The 19,820-nt window shown below is 45.5% G+C and carries 19 protein-coding genes; 4 read left to right on the forward strand and 15 right to left on the reverse strand.

All coding sequences use genetic code 11. The features are described from left to right. Nucleotides 1–23: 23 nt before the first annotated feature. The 9 genes from wecB to ABDW36_RS05410 are packed head-to-tail and all read right to left on the reverse strand — an operon-like array spanning nt 24 to nt 10,753. Nucleotides 24–1,181 carry a UDP-N-acetylglucosamine 2-epimerase (non-hydrolyzing) gene (wecB, locus tag ABDW36_RS05370; RefSeq protein WP_343700847.1) on the reverse strand — a complete coding sequence of 386 codons (1,158 nt, stop codon included), beginning with the start codon at nt 1,179–1,181 and terminating at the stop codon, nt 24–26. Nucleotides 1,182–1,206: 25 nt separating this feature from the next. Continuing rightward, nucleotides 1,207–2,355 carry a glycosyltransferase family 4 protein gene (locus ABDW36_RS05375; RefSeq protein WP_343700848.1) on the reverse strand — a complete coding sequence of 383 codons (1,149 nt, stop codon included), beginning with the start codon at nt 2,353–2,355 and terminating at the stop codon, nt 1,207–1,209. Between the two features lie 34 nt (nt 2,356–2,389). Next, complete coding sequence (locus tag ABDW36_RS05380; protein WP_343700849.1) at nt 2,390–3,040, reverse strand: methyltransferase domain-containing protein; 651 nt, start codon at nt 3,038–3,040, stop codon at nt 2,390–2,392. A 37-nt stretch (nt 3,041–3,077) separates the two neighbouring features. Further along, nucleotides 3,078–4,103: a Gfo/Idh/MocA family oxidoreductase gene (locus tag ABDW36_RS05385; RefSeq protein WP_343700850.1), complete on the reverse strand. Its 1,026-nt coding sequence runs from the start codon at nt 4,101–4,103 to the stop codon at nt 3,078–3,080. Further along, nucleotides 4,103–4,681, reverse strand: a complete 579-nt coding sequence (locus tag ABDW36_RS05390; RefSeq protein WP_343700851.1) for an acyltransferase — start codon at nt 4,679–4,681, stop codon at nt 4,103–4,105. Before ABDW36_RS05390 ends, ABDW36_RS05385 begins: the two co-directional genes overlap by 1 nt. Before the next feature lie 4 nt (nt 4,682–4,685). Then, complete coding sequence (locus tag ABDW36_RS05395; RefSeq protein ID WP_343700852.1) at nt 4,686–5,816, reverse strand: DegT/DnrJ/EryC1/StrS family aminotransferase; 1,131 nt, start codon at nt 5,814–5,816, stop codon at nt 4,686–4,688. Between the two features lie 20 nt (nt 5,817–5,836). After that, entirely contained in the window at nt 5,837–7,126 is a 1,290-nt protein-coding gene (locus ABDW36_RS05400; protein WP_343700853.1) for a nucleotide sugar dehydrogenase, read from the reverse strand. A gap of 36 nt (nt 7,127–7,162) precedes the next feature. Beyond that, nucleotides 7,163–8,239: a Wzz/FepE/Etk N-terminal domain-containing protein gene (locus ABDW36_RS05405; protein ID WP_343700854.1), complete on the reverse strand. Its 1,077-nt coding sequence runs from the start codon at nt 8,237–8,239 to the stop codon at nt 7,163–7,165. A gap of 39 nt (nt 8,240–8,278) precedes the next feature. Next, on the reverse strand, nt 8,279–10,753 hold the full coding sequence (locus tag ABDW36_RS05410; protein ID WP_343700855.1) for an SLBB domain-containing protein: 2,475 nt from the start codon (nt 10,751–10,753) through the stop codon (nt 8,279–8,281). A 460-nt stretch (nt 10,754–11,213) separates the two neighbouring features. Between ABDW36_RS05410 and ABDW36_RS05415 the strand changes: the two genes are divergently transcribed. Both ABDW36_RS05415 and idi read left to right on the forward strand, forming a co-directional pair. Further along, on the forward strand, nt 11,214–11,714 hold the full coding sequence (locus ABDW36_RS05415; protein WP_343700856.1) for an RNA polymerase sigma factor: 501 nt from the start codon (nt 11,214–11,216) through the stop codon (nt 11,712–11,714). A gap of 266 nt (nt 11,715–11,980) precedes the next feature. Continuing rightward, nucleotides 11,981–12,514: an isopentenyl-diphosphate Delta-isomerase gene (gene idi, locus ABDW36_RS05420; RefSeq protein WP_343700857.1), complete on the forward strand. Its 534-nt coding sequence runs from the start codon at nt 11,981–11,983 to the stop codon at nt 12,512–12,514. A 44-nt stretch (nt 12,515–12,558) separates the two neighbouring features. On the opposite strand, the gene ABDW36_RS05425 is transcribed toward idi, so the two are convergent. Next, nucleotides 12,559–13,074: a YdeI/OmpD-associated family protein gene (locus ABDW36_RS05425; RefSeq protein ID WP_343700858.1), complete on the reverse strand. Its 516-nt coding sequence runs from the start codon at nt 13,072–13,074 to the stop codon at nt 12,559–12,561. A gap of 98 nt (nt 13,075–13,172) precedes the next feature. Here ABDW36_RS05425 and ABDW36_RS05430 point away from each other — a divergent pair, with 98 nt between their 5' ends. Further along, on the forward strand, nt 13,173–13,502 hold the full coding sequence (locus ABDW36_RS05430) for a metalloregulator ArsR/SmtB family transcription factor (protein WP_343700859.1): 330 nt from the start codon (nt 13,173–13,175) through the stop codon (nt 13,500–13,502). A gap of 12 nt (nt 13,503–13,514) precedes the next feature. On the opposite strand, the gene ABDW36_RS05435 is transcribed toward ABDW36_RS05430, so the two are convergent. The 5 genes from ABDW36_RS05435 to ABDW36_RS05455 are packed head-to-tail and all read right to left on the reverse strand — an operon-like array spanning nt 13,515 to nt 18,338. Then, complete coding sequence (locus ABDW36_RS05435; protein WP_343700860.1) at nt 13,515–14,228, reverse strand: hypothetical protein; 714 nt, start codon at nt 14,226–14,228, stop codon at nt 13,515–13,517. Between the two features lie 39 nt (nt 14,229–14,267). Then, nucleotides 14,268–15,197 (reverse strand): 2-dehydro-3-deoxygalactonokinase, encoded by a 930-nt coding sequence (locus tag ABDW36_RS05440; protein ID WP_343700861.1) that lies wholly within the window; start codon nt 15,195–15,197, stop codon nt 14,268–14,270. A 60-nt stretch (nt 15,198–15,257) separates the two neighbouring features. Then, complete coding sequence (locus ABDW36_RS05445; protein ID WP_343700862.1) at nt 15,258–16,538, reverse strand: MFS transporter; 1,281 nt, start codon at nt 16,536–16,538, stop codon at nt 15,258–15,260. 18 nt (nt 16,539–16,556) lie between these two features. Next, nucleotides 16,557–17,705 carry a galactonate dehydratase gene (gene dgoD, locus ABDW36_RS05450; protein WP_343700863.1) on the reverse strand — a complete coding sequence of 383 codons (1,149 nt, stop codon included), beginning with the start codon at nt 17,703–17,705 and terminating at the stop codon, nt 16,557–16,559. A 9-nt stretch (nt 17,706–17,714) separates the two neighbouring features. Next, nucleotides 17,715–18,338 (reverse strand): bifunctional 4-hydroxy-2-oxoglutarate aldolase/2-dehydro-3-deoxy-phosphogluconate aldolase, encoded by a 624-nt coding sequence (locus tag ABDW36_RS05455; RefSeq protein ID WP_343700864.1) that lies wholly within the window; start codon nt 18,336–18,338, stop codon nt 17,715–17,717. Between the two features lie 232 nt (nt 18,339–18,570). Between ABDW36_RS05455 and ABDW36_RS05460 the strand changes: the two genes are divergently transcribed. After that, nucleotides 18,571–19,815 (forward strand): hypothetical protein, encoded by a 1,245-nt coding sequence (locus ABDW36_RS05460; RefSeq protein ID WP_343700865.1) that lies wholly within the window; start codon nt 18,571–18,573, stop codon nt 19,813–19,815. The last annotated feature ends 5 nt before the right edge of the window (nt 19,816–19,820 follow it).

A 19,820-nucleotide genomic window follows, 5' to 3' on the forward strand; every position in this document is an offset into this window, starting at 1 on the left:
ATGTTTATGTCCCAGTTCTCTATTTATGCGGATTTCTGTTCAATGTTTTGATTAAACTCTTTTTTTAAAAAAAAGCCAACAATTCTTTTACTGGCCTCACCATCTCCATATGGATTGAGTCTATTCATAAATGAGGCATAATATTCCTTATCGTCAATAAGAGCTTGTACATTTTGAATAATCTTTTCCTTATCAGTACCTACCAAAACTATAGTGCCGGCAGATAAAGCTTCCGGGCGTTCGGTCACCTCACGCATCACTAGTACTGGCTTCCCCAAGGAAGGAGCTTCTTCCTGAATACCCCCACTATCTGTCAGAATTATGTCTGATTTTTCCATCATCCAAAGAAAAACCGGATAAGGTTGTGGGGGAATGAGATGTACATTAGGAATATTCTCAAGAATTGAAAAAACTGTGTCTCGTACGTTGGGATTCATATGCACGGGGTAAACTATATTAACTTCATTAGTCTCAGCAATCTGTTTGACTGCAAAGCAAATGTTCATAAATCCTTCTCCAAGATTCTCCCGGCGATGGCCTGTGATCAGGATTGTTTTTTTCTGTTTGGAAAATAGAGGCCGAAGCGCGTCAATTTCCGGATTGTTGAGTTCCTTGTTGCGTTCAAGGCCATCAAAAAGTGCATCAACTACTGTATTACCGGTCACAATCACCTGCAATGGATCAACACCCTCGCGTAGCAGGTTCGCTTTTGCCAAATCTGTAGGAGAAAAATGGAAGTCTGCCAGCCGGCCGGTTAATTGCCGATTCATTTCTTCCGGGAATGGAGAGTATTTATTATAGGTACGTAGACCAGCTTCAACATGGCATACCTTTATTTTACTATAGAAAGCCGCAAGTGAGATGATCGTTGAGGTAGTGGTATCGCCATGAACAAACACATAGTCAGGACAAAATTCATCAAACACCTGTTTTATCTTCAACAAGATGTCTGCGGAAATGTCAAATAGTGTCTGGTTATGTCGCATAAGGTCGAGATCAAATTCGGGTTCTATTTCAAAGAATTCGAGAACTTGATCAAGCATTTGCCGGTGCTGGCCCGTTACACAGACCTTTGTGTCAAAGAATTCGGAATGCTTCTCAAATTCTTTGATCAACGGAGCCATTTTTATGGCTTCTGGCCTTGTTCCGAATACGATGAGGTTTTTGATTCTTTCTTTCATTCAATTCCAGATCAAATAATTAAGGTTAGTTAGTGCCGCGCAAAGCTTCTGAAAGAAGGCTAATCTCTTTGTTGATCACAACTTGATGGCCTGCCATAGCTCTGATGCTTTTGGCCGCTTTTACGGAAATAGCTGTAAACAGTTCCGGATGACGGTATAGTTTTTCAATGCACGTTGCCATTTCTTGCGCGGAATTACTAAGGAGGCCGTTTTGCCCATCAGTAATAAACTCCGGTATGGCGGTATTATTGGATGTCACAGGTACTAGACCGCTTGACATAGCTTCGCACATGGAAACACCTTGGGCATCTTGTCGCGTAGGGCAGAGAAAAACTCCATATTCTCGATGTACGGAAGGAATATTCTTGTTCTCGACGAATTCGTTTACAATTTTTACATTGTTAAATTGAACAAGTCGGTCAGTTAGTGGCTTAAAATACTTTCCTTTCCCATAGATGGTAAAGTCAAGCTCTTTGAAAAAGTCCTTTTTACTAAGGTGCAGTATTGCTTCTATTGCAATGTCATTTGCATACTTCTTAGAATCAAAGGAACGGATCAGTAGAATTTTTTTTCGCAGTTCTGAAGCTTTAGGATGATACGCAAATTGCTCTGAATCAATAGGATTTGGAATCAAGTAGTACTGTTCAATCTTGGAACGAGTGTCGGTTTCCATAATAGTCTTCATCCAATTGGAGACAAAAATGAAACGAATGTTTTTTTGCTTGTTGGAAATCTGGGAAAGCTTGTTCATCCTTAACATTTGCCTGGTATTGGATAAAATATACTTGCCGAAGGAGACACTTTCGCTCAATTTGAAATTAAATAATCTTCGATACCAGCCGAGAGCTTCATAGCCGTGAATCCAGATAAAAACCGGCACCTTAACATGCGCTAAGATCGAGTCAACCATCCATCCGGCAACAAAGTGAATTCCAATTATATCAGGAGGGTTATTCTGGATGTAATCGATAAAGGCGTGTTTAGAATTGAGGTTTAATACATTCACTCCTTCGTACACATATTCCTCAGGTTGTGCAAGATCTGGCCTGCATCCGAGGATTTGAACATTGAAATGCTGCATGTAATGCCTTACTCTGGAATGCACAAAAACGTCCCCGTACAGATTCGCCGGGCTCGGATAGTTAGAATTAAAAATAACCAAATTCCCTTTCATATTTTCTTGATATAACGCCTAAGCGGTTAAACGGTCAAGTCTTCTTAAAAACATAAAAATCTGCCAGTGATTCCTGATGTCCAGTACCTGGATATGGATTCTCGATCCTGTCTATAAGTGACCATCCAGGTTGGTTTTGGGAAACCCAATCGGTAAATTTACGATGAAGCACATGCGCAGCATCCTGTTGCTCGAAGTTTGTGGAGTATATGACAATCCACCGACCGGATAGCTCAAACAAGGTTCTCAGGTATTCTTCATAGACGCTCTGTTCTACCAGATGATAAATCACGTCTATTGAAAGTGCAATATCAAATTGATTTTCTTTCTTAAGGTTCGCTATGTTTTCCTTTGTATTAGTATAAAACCGCTTCGTTTTGTCAGACTGAAACTGTTCTCGGCACTTTTTTATGACTGATTCGGAAATATCCAGTCCGACATATCTGGGATAGTCAATCAAACTTAGTTGATTGCCGTCACCACATCCTAATTCAATGGCAGATGTACATTGGTTTTCCTTAACAAGTCTATTAATTACTTCCGCTTTAAAGTTGGCTAGACGCCCGTACGAGCCGTCTCCTGAGTTTTTTCCTCTTTTATATCTCTGTTCCCAATAATTTGAAGAAGTGTCAAATTTAAGGGATGGACTCAGAATTTCTTTTAATCTGTTTACAAAGTTTTTCATTGAGGAGTATTTTACTTATCTAATATGATAGGAGTCTTTATTCTTTTTTCCCTGCGGTATAAATTCTTTCTATTATTTCAACTACCTTGAGACCTTCAAGTGCGTTTGTGGTAATTGCATCTCTTCCTTTCAATACATTTATCACATTTTCAATAATATAATGATGATTCTGAGCAGAGCCTTTATAGGCTCCATAGTCGTTTCCTGGATTTGTAGGAGCCAGCTCTGGCAGGCTATAATTTTTCACATGGCAATATTCAACTTTGTCCATATACTGGCCACCAATCTTAATACTACCGTTTTCGGCGATAATGGTCATGCTGCTTTCAAGGTTGCGGTCCCATATTGATGTTGAGAAATTGAGACAACCCATTCCTCCATTGAGAAAGTCAAAATTAATAAAGCCACTGTCCTCAAATTCTGTCAAATGAGAGTGATTCATATCGGCTATCTTTGCATTGATATTCGTGATGTCACCAAAAAGCCAATACATTATATCTATGAAGTGCGAAAACTGCGTAAATAATGTGCCTCCATCCAAGGTCTTCTTACCATGCCAGCTATCGATTTTATAGTAGCGTTCATCACGATTCCAGTAACAGTTGAGCTGTACCAGGTAGATCTTTCCAAGTTTGCCGGACTCTACCAGCTCCTTGATCCAAACGGAAGGAGGAGAATACCTATTTTGCATTACCGCGAATACGTGCTTATTAACCTGAAGTGCCCGGTAAATTACCCTTTCGGCATCAGATTTAGAAAGTGCCATTGGCTTTTCCACAACAACGTGCTTTCGTGCTTCAAGTACTTGTAGCGCTTGGGATGCATGAAATGAGTTGGGCGTGGCAACATTTACAACATCGACGTCAATGTCTGCTGCAAGAAAATCTTCAATTGAATGGAACAGCGGCACATTGTAGGCATCGATTTCGAGTTCTGTCTTCTGCTTCGTATCCACTAATGCTACAAGCTCAGCTTCACTATTTCGAGAGATCATTTCAGCATGTCGTTTTCCGATATGCCCACAGCCTAGAACTGCAAATCTTATTTTTCTTTCAGAAGTCATTATTTAACTTTTATCACCTGTTTATTGTTCAATTCATAAATTTCACCGCTTTCGGGGCAGATAGCTCGGCCGTCTTCGTTAAAAGCAAGTTTATGACCGTATTCGCTCATCCAGCCAACCTGGCGGCCGGGATTTCCTACAATTAGGGCATAATCTGCAACCGCCTTCGTTACTACAGCGCCTGCGCCAATAAATGCATGCTTTCCGATATTATGTCCGCAAACAATAGTGGCATTGGCACCAATAGACGCGCCATCACCTACATGAGTGTGGCTGTATTGCCCTCTACGGTTTATGGCGCTTCTCGGATTTATTACATTCGTGAATACGCAGGAGGGCCCTAAAAAAACGTCATTACCACACGTAACTCCTGTATAAATTGAGACATTATTCTGAACTTTTACATTATCACCCAGGACTACTTCCGGTGAAATGACCACGTTTTGGCCGATGTTACAATTATTTCCGATTGTACAAGGTGCCATGATGTGGGAAAAGTGCCAAATCTTTGTGCCTTTGCCAATTTTTGCGCCGTGATCAATTATTGCCGTGGGATGATGGAAAAAGTTATCAGCCATATGCTCAGTTTTCATTAAAAAAGGATCGGATGCTGTCGGTAATATAGCCAAGTTGGTCTGTTGTCAGTTCTGTATGCATGGGTATTGAGAGAACACAGGTGCATAAGTCCTCTGTTACGGGGATGCTATTAACTATGCCAATACCCTTATACGCTTCTTGCACGCTTAATGGCAGAGGATAGTACACCATAGAGGGAATACCTTGACTCTTGAGAAATGCCGCTAATTTACCGCGTAAATTATCTTTTACTTTTAGTGTGTATTGATGAAACACATGTGTCGAATTGGGAGATCTATACGGAATTTCAAGCCTATCAATACCTCCTAGTGCTTCATCATAGTAATCTGCGGCGGCTTGCCTCGCTGCCGCATATTCATTTAAATGCTGTAGCTTTACGTTAAGAATGGCGGCTTGAATACTGTCAAGGCGAGAGTTTACTCCGATGTATTTATGTATATATTTTTTTTCCTGGCCGTGATTGGCTATCATTGAGAGCCGAGCGCTAAGCGTTTCATTGTTTGTATATATGGCTCCGCCGTCACCATAGCACCCCAGGTTTTTTGAAGGGAAAAATGAAGTACATCCAATATCTCCTATTGTGCCGGCGAAGTGGCGGTCTCCGTTATTCATTGTATATACAGCGCCTAGCGCTTGTGCGGTATCCTCAATTACATGGATGCCTTTTTTTTGAGCAAGTTCGACAATTGGCTGCATGTCCACGCACTGGCCGAATAAATGAACAGGTACTATTGCTTTAGTTCTAGAGGTAATGGCCTCTTCTATCTGCTGGACCGTTATATTGAATGTGGCTGGATCTACGTCCACCATTACTGGTACAAGGCCTAGCAAGCCGATCACCTCGGCAGTTGCTACGTATGTAAAAGAAGGTACTATTACTTCATCTCCGCGTTGAAGGTTAAGAGCCATCATTGCAATTTGCAAAGCGTCGGTACCATTGGCACATGGAATTACGTGTTTTACCCCAAGGTATTGTTGGAGGCTGCCTGTAAATTCGGCTACTTCTGGTCCATTAATGAAATATGTGCTATTTATGCAGGTCAAAATTGCTTCATCTATCCGAGATTTTATTTTATTGTATTGATTCTTTAGATCAACCATTTGAATTGGTTCCATGTGCTAATTGTATTAAGGGATTATAAACGACCATCAACCAGTGTACGATCAAGAAATGCCTTCGTGTCAAATATAACCGTTTCATGCCCGTTGCGCAGTTTTTTGAAATCAACCTCCAGAAACTCATTGTGAGCTACGGCTAGAATAACAGCATCAAATCCAGTACCTATGTCAGATATAAGTTTGATTCCATATTCTTCCTCAACTTCTCTTTCGTTCGCATGTGGATCAAATACCTGCACATTCATGCCAAACTGCAGTAGTTCCCGGTATATATCCACAACTTTCGAATTACGGATGTCTGGGCAGTTTTCCTTAAAGGTAACGCCAAGGATTAAAGCTTTCGCTCCGCCTATACGCTGACCTTTTTGAATCATTAATTTTACTACCTTGTTTGCCACGAACATACCCATATTGTCGTTGACTCTTCTGCCAGAAAGAATGACTTGCGGATGATAGCCTAGCGATTCTGCCTTATGTGCAAGGTAATAGGGATCTACCCCAATGCAATGGCCTCCTACCAGTCCCGGTTTATACTTTAAAAAGTTCCATTTCGACCCTGCGGCCTCGATTACATCCGTTGTATCTATGCCAATGCGGTCAAATATAAGGGCAAGTTCATTTACAAAGCTAATGTTAATATCTCGTTGCGCATTTTCTATCGCTTTAGATGCCTCTGCTACTTTAATAGAAGATGCCCGGAATGTACCCGCATCAATGATGCTTTTATACAGATTGTCTACAATATTTGCAACTTCAGGAGTTGAACCGGACGTCACTTTTTTTATCTTGGTGAGGGTATTAACTTTATCGCCGGGATTAATCCGTTCGGGAGAATAGCCACAGAAAAAATCAACGTTGTATTTAAGGCCAGATGTATCTTCCAATACAGGCACGCAGTCTTCTTCAGTGCATCCGGGGTATACCGTAGATTCATAAATCACGATGTCTCCTTTTTTTAATACCTTGCCCAGCATTGCAGAAGCGTTAATAAGAGGCTTAAGATTAGGCGCTTTGAACTGGTCAATAGGGGTAGGGACGGTAACTATAAAGATGTTGGCTATTCTGATAGCCTCTACGTCGGCTGAAAACTTGAGGCCTTTGTCTGATCCTGCTGTGTAATACGACATAGAAGTCTTCATGCTCTCTATGTCAGCCTCTTTTGTATGATCGTTCCCTTCGTTTAATTCGTCTATCCTCAGCTTATTAATATCATACCCGATCACCTTGTATTTTTTTCCAAATTCTATTGCAAGCGGGAGCCCAACGTAGCCCAGGCCTACTATTGCTATTACATGGTCTTTAGACATATAGTCATGTTCAATTAGACGGTTGTTAAATAATTGTTATTGCATGATTTTTTTGTAAAGGCGGCTTACAATCAATATCAAGACGCATAATAAAGCACCCAAGAAGGTTCCTATCACTATCCCTTTTAGTTTCCCAAATTTCGTCTTTTTTAGGGGCAATATCGGTGTATCAACGATTTGAATTAGCGGCATTTCTTGTGCCATAGTCATTTTCGCAAGTTCAAGATTCTTAGTTACTTCGGCATACAAGATGCGAAGAATCTCTTTATCGCGGGCGTTAAGTTCTGTTCCTACCATTGCAACGCTTTTAGCAGGATTACGGTTCAGGTCCATTGATAAAGCTGCCGAGAACGTTTTTTTATTCAGTAGGTTTTCTATGGAATCAACAGTCTGCTGCAGCTTTTCAATATTTGTTTTGGAACGTTTTGTCTTTGTTTGCATATAGAACTCTGTAGCTTCTTTCACCAGGCGCTCTGTAAATTTTTGCGAAAACGTTTCATTGGGGCTTGTACATACAACTGCAATAAAGCTCGCTTTTCTATCGGGTTTATCGATACGGAGATTTTTCTTTACAATATTTTTATGAAAGGCGCTTAAGATACTGTCTTGCAGAAGAGAGAAGGACTGCCTGGATTGTCCTTGCGGAAAAGAAACGGTACTTAATGGACCTTTTTCCCACTTCGATTTGTAGTCGTACATTTCCATAAAAATGTCAGCGAGTGTCACTTGCCGGTTATTGACCTGAATGGCCGAAAGGAGTGTTTTTTCAACTAATAACCTCGACTTTAGGTATTCCATAATATTGTCTCCGGCAAGTAGTCCGGAGCTACCTGCACCACCAAGATCTATACCGAATTGGCTAGCCATGCCGGCGTAGGCGTTCAAAGGATTACTCTTGCTGTCTTCTAGAACAAATGTAAGTTCCGCAGAATATTGAGGTTTTTGTTGCAGTGCGTAAAGGAGTCCGGCTATGCCAAATATTATAGCTACGAAGGAGATGTATTTCCAGCTCCGGATTAAAAATTTAAGCCAGTCAATAATCTTCAAGATCAATTCCTTAGGAGAAATCTCACGTTCTATATTTTTACCGGTATAATTATTTTCTGAGTTCATGCAACAATCTTAAAGGATCTTTTTAAGCCCACGGCCATTTTATTGATTTATCTTATCCAATAGTGTCACAATCAATAAAGCAATGGATGCTATCCCAGTTCCAATGCCTATAGCCTCCTGGCCTGTTAGACGCTTACCTTCTTTTTTTGCCGGCACATAGATTTCAGCGCCAGGCTTTACTTTGGGATAGCTATTGAAGAACAATACTTTGCGAGTACTTTTTACTTCTCCATTGGCATATATGATATAACTTCTTCTTTTTAACGCACTATTTGTGAAGCCCCCCGCGCCCCTTATGTAGTCTCTAAATGTTATTGATCTATCGAAGCGCAGTTTTTTGGGAAAGTATATTTCCCCAAAGAGCTGTACTGTTTCTAGTTTTTTAGGTATTTTGATTATATCCCCTTCTTCAAGTAACAAATCATACTTGGATCCGGGTGACTTCATAATTGCAACAAGATTAATTCCCAAAAGCTGCTCTTTCTGAATAATGCTCGTTTCTGTCTTTCGAACGGCTGTACTATCCCCCAGCTTGTTATAGAACACATTTAATTTAGAGCCAAGAAGTGCGCTGTCTGAAGCATTAATGAATGTTTTTCGGAGCAACACGGCACCTTCGGGGTAAGCCTCAGGTCTAAGGCCTCCCGCACGATTCATCAAATCCGATATCTTTTCTTTCTTGCTTTGGATGGTATATGATCCAGGATAAACCACCTCGCCATCAATTGATACTGAAGCTTGCTCTGAATAAATAGGAGACTTACGGACCACGACCTCATCATATGGCTGTAGATAGAAACTATTAAATGAAGTTAAGTCATTAGTTAGATCAAACTGCGCTACAATGGCAGTGGCGCTATCAGACGGGTTATACTCTTTATTGCGAATACGCCGGGAAACCTCAACTCTTTTTAAGGAGGCTGCATCTTTAAGGCCCTCGGCCATGAGTATCAGGTCTCCTACCTGTAGACTGTCAGAATAATTGAAATATCCAGGCTTATTTACTTCTCCGGAAATTTTTAGCTTATAATCTTCTCTCAGATTGAGCTTTGAATAAATCACTACGCTGTCCTCTCGTTGCAGCAAGATACGTTGCTGCTTAGACAATATGTCTTGAACGCTAAAGCTCATCGAAGAAGGCATAAAATCTTCCTTTAAACGAAAAATAACAGCCCGGGAAAGCGAAGCATCTTCCTTTATGCCATCCGCCCGCTCAATGAGATCGGCTACTGTCATGTTGTTTTCGAGAGCGTATTCGCCGGGGTGAAATACAGCTCCCGTAATTGTTACACGATTGGTGTATCTATTAAGAACAGAGTCAACAGTAAACTTGTCCCCGGCCCGCAATAAAAAAGACGGCACAGTTTCATAGGGAATATTAACTACTTCTCGCTCTTTATTATTGATACGGTTAGCGCGTATCACATTTTTGTATGCCAGATCTGTAAACCCACCAGCAAAGTTTATTACGTCTTGTAAAGTCTCCGAATCCTCAACCTCAAAAATGGCAGGACGTTTTACTTGTCCAGTAAGTTCGACACGTGTTTTATAGGCGTTTACTTTAATAATATCTTGATCTTGTAATACGATATTATTAGTGAGATCGCCGTTGTTGAGGAAGTCATACAGATCGAAGTGAGCAGCCGACTGGCCATTTCTTATCACTTGGATATCACGAAAAGATCCATTCAGGTTTGGGCCTCCCGAAACATATAGGGCGTTAGCTACTGTTGCAAGCGACGGCAGCGTATAGCTGCCAGGTTGTTCTACTTCCCCAACTAATAGTACGCGAATGCTCCGGATGGTTCCAAGAGAAACCTGCACAAAGGTATTTCCTGATTTAATACCACCGTAAACTGTAGATAGTTGCTGAGTAATCCGCTTTGTCGCCTCGTCGATGGAAAGCCCGTTGACAAATACAGGACCAAGGTAGGGAATTCGAATGTATCCTTCAGGGGAAACCCTTAATTTGTGTTGTACCTCGGAATAACCATAAACGTCAATAACTAACTCATCGCCGGCTGCCAACCGGTAGCTTGGCGGAGTTGCCATGCGAAGATTGGGCTCAAAAGTGAGATTCTTATTGCTGAAAAGCTCTGCGCCAAAAATTTTTTTCCTTCGCTCATCATAAGCACGTTCGGCAGCAGTCATGGGTTTCTTGTCGCGAGCCGATTGATAAGTCGTGGTTTCTTCGTCTATCGTTCGGTCTGCTTCGTTGTTTGGGACTTGTGAAGACTTTTCAGGGCTAAGTTCCTTTTCCAGGTTTAATGCCTTAATACGATCTTTCAACTTCGACGCTTCAGAAGCGGGGATGCCTTTTTGTTGTGCATAAGTATCTATTTGATCGAGACTAACCTTGTTTCTTTTCATTTCTGATACCAGTTGTCTAATTTGTTCATCAGAAAGATTATCCACTTTTATCTGTTGGGCCTGTTTTTGCGAAATGGAAGGCACTTGAGCAAACGCGCAAATAGCAACCAAAACGAAAAATGGGACCAAAATTAACTTCTTCATGCGCTGTTTATAGTAAAGCTTTTCTCGAATTGTTTCTTATATTGATAAAACCCCATATTAGTGGGCTCACAAAAATGACCGGGCAAATTTATTAAAAATAGCATATAAATGTTAGCCGATTGAAAATCAGCGGTGATTCTCACAAAACTTTTTTTTAAAATTACAAAACTGAATAACATTTATTTGCGTATATGAACTGGAAATGGGTACATGTAACCCTTTCGTGTTATATTATTATCAACTAACATTTGTCTAATTATTCATGCATAAATACTCAAAATTTTTGTAACCCGGTTAACCAGTTGAAGAACTACTTTACTTTACTCCTTGCCATTTATTACTAGTTGATTATTAAATCGTTAATAAAAGAACCGCCAGCTCAACAACGAAAAAAAATCACGAAAATTGTTTGGAGTAACGCTTTATTTTGTTTAAATTAGAATAACAAAAATTAAACAATATGTCATCCGCTGAATTTAACACCCTACTGCTCAGCAATGCTGACTTCCTAAAACCCTTCGCCATTACGTTGACCAAGGATGCCGAATCCGCCAAGGACCTTTATCAGGAAACCATGTTCAGAGCCCTTTCAAACCAGGAAAAGTACCTCGCAGGCACCAACATCCGCGCCTGGCTGTACACCATCATGAGAAACATTTTTATTAACAATTACCGGCGAAAATCAAAACAACACCTCTGCTTCGACAACTCCACCAATGATTTCCTGCTCAATACCCAACAGGTGATCATCGGTAACCAGGCAGAAAGCGGGCTGAGAATCAAAGACATACAAGTGAGTGTTCATAACCTCCCAGTTATTTTCAAGAAACCATTCATTTTGTACCTCGACGGATTTAAATATTTCGAGATCGCTGAAATCCTTGAAGAACCATTAGGAACTATCAAAAGCCGCATCCACTTTGCCCGTAAAATGTTGAAAGCCCAGGTAACCCGTTTCTAACTTTCTTTTTCCTGATATCCGCTTTCCCCGGATCACTCCAATTCACAATATCCCTTCGAGCCTTTGTACTGAACCCGGAACTTAACCCGCCGGACAGGGTACGTCTTATTTGTAACCAGGCATAACAAAGCGCCTAAGGAACCTTGACTGACTTCCGCCTGACCTGCAGGAGAACGCCCACCTCTACGCTCATCATTTTTGCCCACTGCTGTAAAATCACAACAACTTAATATATATTTATAGGCTAAACCATTTCCGACGAAGCAATGTTACTACCGCCCGTTATACTTGTTAATGAAAAGGATGAGCCTGTTGGCACCATGGAAAAACTGGAAGCCCATCAGAAAGGCTTGCTGCATCGCGCCTTTTCCGTGTTTGTAGTCAACGCTAAAGGGGACATGCTGCTGCAGCAACGGGCACTTAACAAGTATCATTCCGGTGGATTGTGGACCAATACCTGCTGCAGCCACCCGCTGCCGGGAGAAAATGTGCTGGCTGCGGCTCACCGCCGGCTGCAGGAAGAAATGGGCTTCGACTGTGACCTGCAGGAAGTTTTCAGCTTCACTTACCGTGCTGCGCTTGACAACGGGCTTACAGAGCACGAGTTTGACCACGTGTTTTTAGGCGTCTATGATGGCGCTATAACTCCGGATACGGAGGAAGTACTGGCGCACCGCTTTTTGCCGGTGAGCGCCATTCGCCGTCTGCTGGCGGAAGAGCCGGATACCTTTACCCACTGGTTCCACCTGGCTTTCCCGAAAATTGAAGAGTATCTTCAAAAAGAGGGTACGGCGAGCTAAAACGTTAAATATGTTACGCTGGCAAAGCCAAAACCGGCCCTGGATCAGAATTTGTCTTTCTCCGCCTTCTGGGCGCGGATCATTTCGTTATACTTCATTTTCTTTGCCAGTCCATTGATGGAGAGCGCAATGCGTTTGGCATGTGTTTCTTCAGTTTTGGCACTGTCTATCCACTTTGAAAAATACCGCTGGTGGCTGGGCGGGAGGGTATTGAAAAAGGCCAGCGCCTGGGGCTCTTCCTGCAGGCAGGCCATAAAATCAGCGTTCATCTGGTATTCCACTTCGTCTTCTTCCAGCTGCACCTTCACGGGGGCGCCCTGGCGTTTGCCGATGCCCTTGCGCATGGCGGCGTTTACGGCAAGTATATAGTCGCCTTCACCCATGGGCACCAGGGATGTTTGCTGGATAGGATAGTCATCCAGCAGGCCCTTGACGCGGAACGATTTCTTAGTGCCGGGCTTGAGTTTGGTTGCAAGATTGGCCGGAACTTCCAGGTAAGTCCATCCGGTTTTTTCACCTTGCGATTCGAATTTTTTAAGTATGGCCGTGAACTTGATCATACCTGCAAAATAAAGAAAACTGCGTTTCTGCGGAGATCTGCAAACAAACTGATACGTAACCATTGGGTTTCGTATATTTGAAGCAGAAAGAACTTAACATGAGAAGAGATGTTTTCCAGGCTATTGCAGACCCCACGCGCAGGGAAATCATTCACCTGCTGGCGCGCCGGCCGCTGAACCTCAATACGGTGGCGGAGCATTTTGACATCAGCCGCCCCGCAGTATCCAAGCACATACGCATTTTAACAGAATGCGGCCTGGTGGTGATCAAACAGCAGGGCCGTGAAAGGCATTGCATGGCTGATCTGGGCCGGTTGAAAGATGTGGCAGACTGGGCGGAGCAATACCGCGTATTCTGGACAAAAAAACTGGATGCGCTGGATGCTTTCCTGTCAAAGGAGCAGAAGCCGGCGAAGCACAGAAAATGAAAGAACAGGAGATCATTCTTTGGGTTCAGGCGTAGCCGCAAATTCTTCCATCCCCTCTTCCGGGCGTATAAAACCTAGCTGCGGCCGGCCTACCAGTGCTCCCATACCAACGCCGCATCGTAAAAAGTAAATCTGCCCCGGCCGTATGTCTACTATCACTTCTTCCCGCGCTTCCGTGCGTGCCCATATTTTCGTTTCGCCATTGTTGCGCAGTTTGACCACAAATTTGCTGCCGCTCTTAATGCGGCCCACAGTAGAGTCATTTACATGCAGATTGTATTCTACCGCCCAGCCATAGCCGCCTTTGGGCCGGTAAACGCAGAGCAGCGAGTAAGAAGCAGTATCCGGCAGCATGGCTTTCAGCTCGGCCTCTTGTTTAGCCTGCCTCTCGGCCAGCATGGCAACCAGGTTTTCCTGGTAATAGATATCCGCGCGCAGGCGGTAACAGGTGCTGAGCGCGTCAGGCCTTTTGAGCTGCGTTATTTTCACGATGTTGGCGCCCTGCTCTCTGGCCTTGTTGCGGGCCTCTTCCATGGTTTGCTCGTACCCGCAGCGCATTTTGAAACCGCCGTCTTTGATCCGGATGCTGCCTACTTGTCTGGCGGAAGCGGGAGCAGCCTCGTTTTCCTGTAGAATGAGTATGGGAGTGCCGGCTGGCAGTGCCTGGGAAAAAGCAATAGCCGGCATCAGCATGCAAGCTACCAGGTAAGTGAAGATCTGCTTCATAGGTATTTGTTATACGGATGCTAAAATACGAAACGGCTGTTAGCGCCGCAAATTGGAGATAACGGTCTGCTGCCCGCGTATCAGCGCCTCATCTGCATCTATTACGGCTGCCACGTTAATACCCAGCACCTGGCAGGCCAGCGTATAAAGCGGCGCATGCAGGGGGCCAGCCACGAGGTATACGGGCGTTTGGGGCGGCACTTCTTTTAGTTCTGATCCTATGAGCAGACCGCTGAGATAAAACTGGTTATGTTCGGGTGGTACTTTTTTGAGCACCTGGTTGGTGCGTACCAGGAAGGCGGCATGTAGCAGGTTCTTTGTGCGGCCGGCGTGCAGCCCTTCAGTGAAGAACTGCCGGCAGGCAGGGGCATCCAGCTGCCCGCCGCTGCCTACGGACGCGGCCAGGATGCTGTGGGCAGACAGCAGGTCAAAAAATTCGCCGGTCATGAAACTTTGAAAACGAAGCGCCTGGTGGCGGCGTACCGTGATGTGTTTGGGATGCGTGCCCGGCATGAGCAGCAATTGGTCCTGGTCAGTATCTGGTAACCAGGTGGCGCACCCTGCAGCTTTGGTTTCTTCGCCACGCATCACATCCTGCCCACCGGTAACGCCGGATATAATAATGAACCGGCTAAAGGTTTGCACCGCCAGGTCTGTCCCATTCAGGCTGAAGGGCAGCTCTTTGTAGGGCAGTTCTACCATGCCAATGCTGGAAGATGCCATTCCGGAGAGTACCACGGGGACCTCCTGCAGTGGTATACCCGTTTTCCCTGCCAGCGTATCAATCTGCTGGTTGACAATGGCGGCAAAAAAATCTTCGCGCGGTAGGGAGGTTTGTTGCCATTGCTGGTAGGTACCGGCAATGCCGGTGCCTGATTTTTCTTCTGCTATTATGTTTAGGCTTCCTGCTTCTACCAGCCGCAGCCGGAAGGAGCTGGTGCCCCAGTCGCAGCTCAAAAAATAGCTCATTTGCTGCTGTGTTTATAGATCATTAATTGCCATTAAGGCCCTCATCTTCTTACCTGAAAATCATTCATCATCCCCCGCCTTTATTCTTTCCACATTCCCTACCAGGAAAATATATGAGCAGGCGCCCATTACGCCTAACACCGCCACAAACACCAAAGCCGGCGCAAAACTGCCGCCGCTGGCCAGCACGCCGATCACGATGGGCACTATAATGCCTGCCAGCTGGCCAATAAAGTTAAACACACCGCCCGTAAGATTGATGAGATGTTTGGGCGCCAGGGTAGACACAAATATCCAGGTGATGGAAGCAAAGCCTATCCCGAAGAATGAGAGGGACATAAAAAAGATGATGAGGCCGGGCGTATTTACGTAGTTGGCGCCCACAATGAAGGCTGATATCAGGAGGCCGATGATAATGGGCCATTTGCGCGCTCTTGCAGGAGAGATGCCTTTTTTCACCAGGTAATCAGACAGGAAGCCGGAACACAGGATGCCGGTAAAAGCCGCCAGGTAAGGTACAGAGGCCCAGTAACCGGATTTGATGAAGTCAAGCCCGCGGTAGTCTACCAGGTATTTCGGGAACCAGGTGAGGAAGAACCAGGTAGTGGCATTCACTGCAAACTGGCCGAGGTAAATGCCCCAGAGCTTGCGGTAAGAGAGCACGGCTTTCAGGTCTGACCAGCGGAAGGCGGTTTTCTTTTGGGCGTTTTGTTTGTCCAGCAGGCCGCCGCCGCTTTCAATATGCTGTAACTCCGCAGTATTCACGGATTTGTGCTGGTGCGGATCACGGTAAAAGATGTACCACACAATACCCCATATGATACCAATGAGGCCTGTTACCACAAACAACCCTTTCCAGCCCACCTCCAGCTGGATCTTTGACAGTACTGGCATCAGGAAGGCCAGGCCCAGGAACTGGCCGGAGGTATACACGGCAATGGCGGAGGCCCGTTCATTGTCAGGGAACCAGTTGCTCACCACGCGGTTATTGATAGGGAAGGCCGGCGCTTCAAACACGCCGGTGGCCATGCGCAGGCCAAAGAGGGTGGCAAAGCCTTTTGCAAAGCCCTGCATCACGGTGGTGAGAGACCAGGCTATGAGGCTGAACGCGTAAAGGATGCGGGGACTAAAGCGGTTCACCAGTATGCCGCCGGGTATCTGGAAGGCCAGGTACGTCCAGCTGAAAGCGGAAAAGATCAGCCCCAGCTGCACCGGCGTAAATTGAAATTCCTTGTCTATTTCCGACGCTGCTACGGCCAGGTTGCTTCTGTCCATGTAGTTGATCACCACGTTCACGAATATCAGGAACAGTACCTGGTAGCGTATTTTTGTAGGTTTCATGAAATTACAGGTCTGTGTTTACCATTCCGCCACACTGCCGTCTGTATGCCGCCATACGGGGTTGCGCCAGTTATGGCCTTCAGCGGCCATTTTCCTTACATGCGCTTCGTTGATCTCTATGCCGAGGCCGGGTTTGGAGGGAATGTCCACATAACCGTCTTTGTAATGGAACACGGTTTTGTCTGCCAGGTAGTCCAGCAGGTCGCTGCCCTGGTTGTAGTGGATGCCCAGGCTCTGTTCCTGTATGAAGGCGTTGTGGCAGGTGGCGTCTACCTGCAGGCAGGCGGCCAGGGCAATGGGCCCCAGCGGACAATGCGGCGCGGCGGCTACGTCAAACGCTTCCGCCATGGAGATGATCTTTTTACATTCGGTGATGCCGCCGGCATGAGATACATCCGGCTGAATGATATCTGCATAGCCGTCTTTCAGCAGCGTCTTGAACTGCCATTTGGAAAACATGCGCTCCCCCGTGGCAATGGGAATGGCTACGTGTTGTGCTATTTCGCGCAGATCTTCATTGTTCTCCGGCAGCACCGGCTCTTCAATGAACATGGGCCGGAAGGGCTCCAGCTCTTTGGCCAGTATTTTGGCCATGGGTTTGTGCACGCGGCCGTGAAAGTCGATGCCGATGCCCATACCCGGGCCGCCGGCTTCCCGCACTGCGGCAATACGCTCAATGGCGGCGTCTATCTTTTCATAGCTGTCTATGTACTGCAGCTCCTCCGTGGCGTTCATCTTTACGGCCAGGAAGCCCTGTTCCGCCATTTTTCGGGCGGCTGCGCCTACTTCCGCCGGGCGGTCACCGCCAATCCAGGAATAAACTTTCATTTTATTACGCGCCTTGCCGCCCAGCAATTCATGAACGGGCGCGTTATAGAATTTCCCTTTGATGTCCCACAGGGCCTGGTCAATACCGGCAATGGCACTCATCAGGATGGGGCCGCCGCGGTAGAAGCCCGCGCGGTACATCACGTTCCAGTGGTCTTCGATGTGCATGGGATCTTTGCCGATGAGGTATTCCATCAGTTCGTCTACCGCCGTTTTCACGGTGGCGGCTTTGCCTTCAATTACGGGCTCTCCCCAGCCGGTAATGCCTTCGTCCGTTTCTATTTTCAGGAACAGCCAGCGCGGCGGCACCTGGAACAGTTCGTAGCTTTTTATTTTCATAACGTGATTTTACGATTGAATGGCGCGAATGAACTGCCGCGATTTTTCTGTTAACTGCTGCAGGTACTCCGGGGTAACGGCGGCTTTGGCATTCACGAGCGCGCTGCCAATGCCAAAACCAGCTGCCCCTGCTTTCTGGAAATCTTTGATGTTCTCCGGGGTAATGCCGCCCGTGGGCAGCAGGTGCATCTTAGGTAGCGGCGCAGAAATATCTTTGATGTAGCCGGGAGAAGTAGCGGGGAATACTTTGATCATATCTGCTCCCTGCTTGTAGGCCGCATAAATCTCCGTGGCGGTATAGGCGCCCGGGATGCTGACCATACCCAGGTCCCGCGCGGCTTTGATCACTTCCGGTTCCAATATGGGAGAGAGAATAAAACGCGCCCCGGCGGCAGCGGCCTCCCGGGCGGTAGGGGCGTCCAGCACGGTGCCGGCGCCAATGATCATTTTATCTCCCATTTTGGCGGCTACTTCCTTGATAACGGCCAGCGGCTCAATGGAATTCATAGTAACCTCCAGCAGCCTGATGCCGCCTGCATACATGGCTTCTGCCAGGGGCAGCACGTCAGCAGGCTGTACGCCGCGTATAATGGCAATGATCTTGTGTTCGAGTATTTGTGAGAGCGTAGACATGGAATTTATATTCGTGTTGAATGATGAAAGATAGAAATAAATAAGTGTATTTTCAACATTTCCTCCAGGCAACAGCACCCCGCCCGCCAGCTCAGGATAAAAATATTTCCACCCTTTTGTAGAAATGTCGATTTTTTAACTAACTTTGAAATACAAAGTACTTTGAGTGAATAAAAAGCCGCCTTCCGCCATTCTCATAAAAACAAATAAAAGTCAATTCATTACGGTGTTTATGAAAGACGAAATCTTATCCAATCTCAACAATCCCGTGCAGCTTGAAAAGCTGTACCGTGCAAATAGATCAGCTTTCAGACAGGCATTTAAAGCACTATATCCGCAACTCGGAGATAGCAGCATGACCGGTTTCTGGAACGCCCGGCTGAATTTTGCCAAAGAAGAAATTTCATGGGGCACGGGCAAAGATCTGCTGTTCGTGATCATTGCCTCCCTTGTGGCAGGCCTCATTGCAAAACTGCCGGCCATTTTGCAGATCGATGAAGAGTTTTTCTACACCAGGAACGTAGGGTTCGTCATTTTCCCGGTGCTGACGGCCTACTTTGGCTGGAAGAACAAACTGTCTGCCGGTAAAATTGCCGTTATAGCCGGCGCCATGCTGGCCGGGCTGATCTTTATCAACTCCTTTCCCGCGGTTGCCAAAAGTGATACCCTGATCTTATCCTCCATTCACCTGCTTTTGTTCTTATGGTCGCTGCTGGGTTTTGCATTCGTTAACAGCGCAAGGAATGATGTGGAACAAAGGCTCGGCTATTTAAGATATAATGGGGACCTGATCGTGATGACCACGCTCATCCTGATTGCGGGCGGCATCATGACCGCTGTGACCATCGGGCTTTTCCAGCTGATTGGCCTCAACATCGAAAAGTTCTACGTGGAATATGTTGTGGTTTTCGGACTTCCCGCCGCGCCCATCCTGGGCACCTGGCTTACACAAACCAATCCGCAACTGGTAGGAAAGGTCTCACCGGTCATTGCCAGAATTTTCAGCCCGCTGGTATTGGTGATGCTCGTAATTTATCTTATTGCCATTGTTTATTCGGGCAAAGACCCTTATAACGACCGGGAGTTTTTGCTGATGTTCAACGGGCTGCTGGTTGGTGTGATGGCTATCATCTTTTTCTCTGTTGCAGAGGTATCCAAAGCACCCGAAAACCTGACCTCCATCTGGGTACTTTTTCTACTTTCTGTTATCACCATTATTGTTAACGGTATTGCGTTGTCTGCCATCCTCTTCCGTATTGCAGAATGGGGCATTACGCCTAACAGGGCGGCCGTGCTGGGCGGCAACGTGCTGATACTGGCCAACCTGCTGCTGGTAACGGTGCAACTGTTCAGGGTGTTGACAAAAAAGACCGAGGTTACCGCCGTGGGAAAAGTCATTTCCGCTTACCTGCCGGTGTATTGTGTGTGGACAATTATAGTCACCTTTATATTCCCGCTGATATTCGGCTTTAAATAGCATGT

Origin of the sequence: Chitinophaga sp., assembly GCF_039596455.1 — a bacterium.
In the GTDB taxonomy this organism is placed as follows: domain Bacteria; phylum Bacteroidota; class Bacteroidia; order Chitinophagales; family Chitinophagaceae; genus Chitinophaga.

Bases quoted from the DNA above. Each gene is read 5' to 3' on its own strand.
- wecB (WP_343700847.1), bottom strand. From the start codon at position 1,181: ATGAAAGAAAGAATCAAAAACCTCATCGTATTCGGAACAAGGCCAGAA.
- ABDW36_RS05375 (WP_343700848.1), bottom strand. From the start codon at position 2,355: ATGAAAGGGAATTTGGTTATTTTTAATTCTAACTATCCGAGCCCGGCG.
- ABDW36_RS05380 (WP_343700849.1), bottom strand. From the start codon at position 3,040: ATGAAAAACTTTGTAAACAGATTAAAAGAAATTCTGAGTCCATCCCTT.
- ABDW36_RS05385 (WP_343700850.1), bottom strand. From the start codon at position 4,103: ATGACTTCTGAAAGAAAAATAAGATTTGCAGTTCTAGGCTGTGGGCAT.
- ABDW36_RS05390 (WP_343700851.1), bottom strand. From the start codon at position 4,681: ATGGCTGATAACTTTTTCCATCATCCCACGGCAATAATTGATCACGGC.
- ABDW36_RS05395 (WP_343700852.1), bottom strand. From the start codon at position 5,816: ATGGAACCAATTCAAATGGTTGATCTAAAGAATCAATACAATAAAATA.
- ABDW36_RS05400 (WP_343700853.1), bottom strand. From the start codon at position 7,126: ATGTCTAAAGACCATGTAATAGCAATAGTAGGCCTGGGCTACGTTGGG.
- ABDW36_RS05405 (WP_343700854.1), bottom strand. From the start codon at position 8,239: ATGAACTCAGAAAATAATTATACCGGTAAAAATATAGAACGTGAGATT.
- ABDW36_RS05410 (WP_343700855.1), bottom strand. From the start codon at position 10,753: ATGAAGAAGTTAATTTTGGTCCCATTTTTCGTTTTGGTTGCTATTTGC.
- ABDW36_RS05415 (WP_343700856.1), top strand. From the start codon at position 11,214: ATGTCATCCGCTGAATTTAACACCCTACTGCTCAGCAATGCTGACTTC.
- idi (WP_343700857.1), top strand. From the start codon at position 11,981: ATGTTACTACCGCCCGTTATACTTGTTAATGAAAAGGATGAGCCTGTT.
- ABDW36_RS05425 (WP_343700858.1), bottom strand. From the start codon at position 13,074: ATGATCAAGTTCACGGCCATACTTAAAAAATTCGAATCGCAAGGTGAA.
- ABDW36_RS05430 (WP_343700859.1), top strand. From the start codon at position 13,173: ATGAGAAGAGATGTTTTCCAGGCTATTGCAGACCCCACGCGCAGGGAA.
- ABDW36_RS05435 (WP_343700860.1), bottom strand. From the start codon at position 14,228: ATGAAGCAGATCTTCACTTACCTGGTAGCTTGCATGCTGATGCCGGCT.
- ABDW36_RS05440 (WP_343700861.1), bottom strand. From the start codon at position 15,197: ATGAGCTATTTTTTGAGCTGCGACTGGGGCACCAGCTCCTTCCGGCTG.
- ABDW36_RS05445 (WP_343700862.1), bottom strand. From the start codon at position 16,538: ATGAAACCTACAAAAATACGCTACCAGGTACTGTTCCTGATATTCGTG.
- dgoD (WP_343700863.1), bottom strand. From the start codon at position 17,705: ATGAAAATAAAAAGCTACGAACTGTTCCAGGTGCCGCCGCGCTGGCTG.
- ABDW36_RS05455 (WP_343700864.1), bottom strand. From the start codon at position 18,338: ATGTCTACGCTCTCACAAATACTCGAACACAAGATCATTGCCATTATA.
- ABDW36_RS05460 (WP_343700865.1), top strand. From the start codon at position 18,571: ATGAAAGACGAAATCTTATCCAATCTCAACAATCCCGTGCAGCTTGAA.